The sequence below is a fragment of the Kocuria rhizosphaerae genome, assembly GCF_044462265.1.
In the GTDB taxonomy this organism is placed as follows: domain Bacteria; phylum Actinomycetota; class Actinomycetes; order Actinomycetales; family Micrococcaceae; genus Kocuria; species Kocuria rhizosphaerae.
The window spans coordinates 1-3,193 of record NZ_JBISWL010000126.1 but is presented as its reverse complement, the minus strand read 5'-3'; the positions used below and the strand labels follow the sequence as shown (position 1 = coordinate 3,193).

General features: G+C 70.6%; 4 protein-coding genes. All 4 read left to right on the top strand.

All coding sequences use genetic code 11. From position 1 onward, the window contains the following. Positions 1-121 precede the first annotated feature (121 nt). The 4 genes from ACH9EU_RS14525 to ACH9EU_RS14510 all read left to right on the top strand — a co-directional run bounded on the left by ACH9EU_RS14525 (position 122) and on the right by ACH9EU_RS14510 (position 3,160). Positions 122-1,060, top strand: a complete 939-nt coding sequence (locus ACH9EU_RS14525; protein ID WP_396414628.1) for an SDR family oxidoreductase — start codon at positions 122-124, stop codon at positions 1,058-1,060. A 122-nt stretch (positions 1,061-1,182) separates the two neighbouring features. Further along, complete coding sequence (locus ACH9EU_RS14520) at positions 1,183-2,037, top strand: hypothetical protein (RefSeq protein ID WP_396414627.1); 855 nt, start codon at positions 1,183-1,185, stop codon at positions 2,035-2,037. An 8-nt stretch (positions 2,038-2,045) separates the two neighbouring features. Beyond that, entirely contained in the window at positions 2,046-2,507 is a 462-nt protein-coding gene (locus tag ACH9EU_RS14515; RefSeq protein WP_396414626.1) for a phage holin family protein, read from the top strand. Then, positions 2,504-3,160, top strand: coding sequence for a DUF3618 domain-containing protein (locus ACH9EU_RS14510; protein ID WP_396414625.1), 657 nt, complete (start codon positions 2,504-2,506; stop codon positions 3,158-3,160). Before ACH9EU_RS14515 ends, ACH9EU_RS14510 begins: the two co-directional genes overlap by 4 nt. Positions 3,161-3,193 lie beyond the last annotated feature (33 nt).

The following is a 3,193-nucleotide window of genomic DNA, read 5'->3' as shown; positions in this document are numbered from 1 at the left end:
CCCCGCGGCACGGGGCTTTTGTGTTCTCCCTCGGTGAACCGCTGTCGCCGCCCGCCATTGGTCAGTATGCTGGGAAAGTCGGTAAGCGTGCTGATGGCATCGATGCACGAGAGGAGTGGACATGCGGGAGAGCAGCAACGGCCATCCGCAGGACGCCCACGAGGAGTCCACGGATCAGCTCACCTTCCAGGACCCGGTGACGCGCTATCCCGTGCTGGAGCCGCCCAAGCAGGACCAGCCCGAGCCGGGCCTGGACCGGGATCTGGTGCCCAGGACCGATCGCGGTGAGTTCTCCTACCGGGGAACCGGGCGGCTGGAGGGGCGCAAGGCGCTCATCACGGGCGCGGACTCGGGGATCGGCGCCGCGGTCGCCATCGCCTTCGCCAAGGAGGGCGCGGACGTCGCGCTGAACTACCTGCCGGCCGAGGAGCCCGACGCACAGTACGTCAAGGGCGTCGTCGAGACGGCCGGCCGCAAGGCCGTGCTGCTCCCGGGCGACCTGAGCGACCGCGACGTGTGCGAGACGCTGGTGCGGGACGCCGTGGACGGTCTCGGGGGGCTCGACATCCTGGTCAACAACGCCGGCAAGCAGATCGCCGTGGAGCGGCTCGAGGACCTGGACGACGAGCAGCTGACGGCCACCTTCACGGTCAATATCATCGCGATGTTCCGGATCACCAAGGCCGCGCTGCAGCACCTGCCCGCGGGGTCCTCGATCATCAACACCACGTCGATCCAGGCCTACCAGCCCTCGCCGGACCTGCTCGACTACGCGTCCACCAAGGCCGCCATCAACAACTTCACGAAGGGGCTCGGCCAGCAGCTGGCCCCCCGGGGCATCCGCGTCAACGCCGTGGCTCCCGGCCCGTTCTGGACCCCGCTCCAGGTCTCGGGCGGCCAGCCCAAGGAGGCGCTCCCCGAGTTCGGCACGTCGACACCCCTCGGGCGCGCCGGTCAGCCCACCGAACTGGCACCGGCCTACGTGTTCCTCGCCTCACCCGAGTCCAGCTACGTGATCGGGGAGACGCTCAACGTGAACGGGGGGAGTCCGTCGCCCTGAGCCAGGTCGGCCGGGGTGCCGACCGACCGCGCGCGGACTTGGCGAGCGGGATGGATCGGCATAGGCTGACGCCACCTCGTATTTCTAAGTGAACTTATTAAATGCTGCTGAAAGGCGGAACCATGACCACCAATCCGTACGACCGCACCCCCTACGACACCGGCGCGCCCCTCGACACCGGCGCGCCCCTCGACACCGGCGCGCCCGTCGGGACCGGCGCGGACGGCCCCGCCCCCGCCTCCAGGAAGGACGTCGCCGCGGAGACGAGCAGGACCGAGGCCGACCGTCTGAAGGGCCAGGCCGCCGATTCCGGCGAGCGGGTCAAGGAGACGGCCAAGGAGCAGGCTCTGGCCGTCAAGGACGAGGCCGCCCAGCAGGCCCAGGACCTCCTCGGCCAGCTCAGGAGCGACCTCAAGGAGCAGGTGGGCCCGCAGCAGGACCGGATCGCCTCGACGGTGCGGTCCGTCAGCAACGAGATCAACGCCCTGTCCCGCGGCGAGAAGCCCGAGTCCGACTACGTGACCGGACTGCTCGGCAGCGTCTCCGGCCGGGTCGAGTCCCTGGCCGTGTCCCTGGAGAACAAGGAGCCCCAGGACCTCCTCGAGGACGTCCGCCGTTTCGCGGCCCGCCGCCCCGGGACCTTCCTGGCCGTGGCCGCCGGCATCGGTCTCCTCGCCGGACGCGCCACGCGCGGCGTCAAGGACAGCGACGAGGTCCGCACGGACCGGGAGGGCGCCAAGGAGTTCCTCGGCGTCTCGGGGCAGCAGGGCGGCAACCGGCCCACCGGGACGGGTGCACCGGCGAACGCCGGCCACGGCCAGGGCTACGACCGCGATCTGACCACGCCCGAGACCTCGGGCTACTCGCCGGGCGACCCCTACGCCTATCGCTCCGACGAGCAGGGTGAGGCCTCCCGCACGTACACCGATCGTGTGCCCGGCACCGTCTACCCGGATCAGGAGGGCGACCGTCGATGAGCCATCCCATGCCCCCCTCGGACGCAGAGGAACGGGCGGAGCGGGAGTCCCTCGGCGAGATGTTCAAGAAGCTGAGCACCAACCTCTCCACCCTCATCCAGCAGGAGATCGCCCTCGCGAAGGCCGAAGTCACGCAGACGGCGCAACGGGCCCAGCGGTCCGCGAAGGACGCGGGCAAAGGCGCGGGAATGCTCGCCGGGGCCGGTGTTGCCGGGCACTTCGTGCTCCTGTTCCTGTCACTGGCCCTCATGTGGGGACTTGCCGAACTCCTGAACAGCCTCGTCTGGTCGTCCATCATCGTGGCCGTCCTCTGGGCCATCATCGCCGCCGTGCTCGCAGCCGTCGGCAAGAAGAACCTCAACGAGGGCAAGCGTGAGCTGACCGAGGCCACCCAGGACCCGGTGCACCACACGCGCGAGACCCTCACCGAGATCCCGGACACCGTGAACCCCTCCAAGGAGACCCCATGAGCCAGCAGAACCCCGAAGAGATCCGTGCCGACATCGAGGCGACTCGCGCCCGCCTCGGGTCCGACGTCGACGCCGTCGCCGAGAAGGTGACCCCCGAGCGGGTCGTCGACCGTCAGAAGAGCAAGGTCCGCGGCAGCCTCAGGGATGCGCGCGAGCGGGTCATGGGTGCCTCCGACGACGTCACCGACCGGGGCCGCCACCTCAAGGAGGGCGTGCAGGGGCGCGCCGGTGACCTCAGAGGGGGCATGCAGGACCGTGCCGGTGACCTGAAGGAGGGCGTGCAGCACGCCCCGGCCACGGCCCGGGCCAAGACCCGCGGCAACCCGTTGGCCGCCGGGCTCATCGCCCTCGGGGCCGGCTGGCTCGTCGGCTCATTGCTGCCCTCCACGCAGAAGGAGCAGGAGCTGGCCGCGGACGCCGCGGATCGGGTCCAGCCCCACGCTCAGCACGCCGCCGAGTCCGCCAAGGGCATGGCCCAGGAGGTCGCCCAGGACCTCAAGGAACCGGCCCGTGAGGCGGCGGAGTCGGTCAAGGAGACGGCGCAGTCGGGTGCCCAGGAGGTCAGGTCGGAGGGCCGGAGCGAGGCGCAGCAGCTGAAGTCCTCCGCCCAGGACTCGGCGCGCACCGTCAAGGACGAGACCCGCAACTCCTGACGGCAGCCGTCGGCCCGCACACGGGCGGGGCCC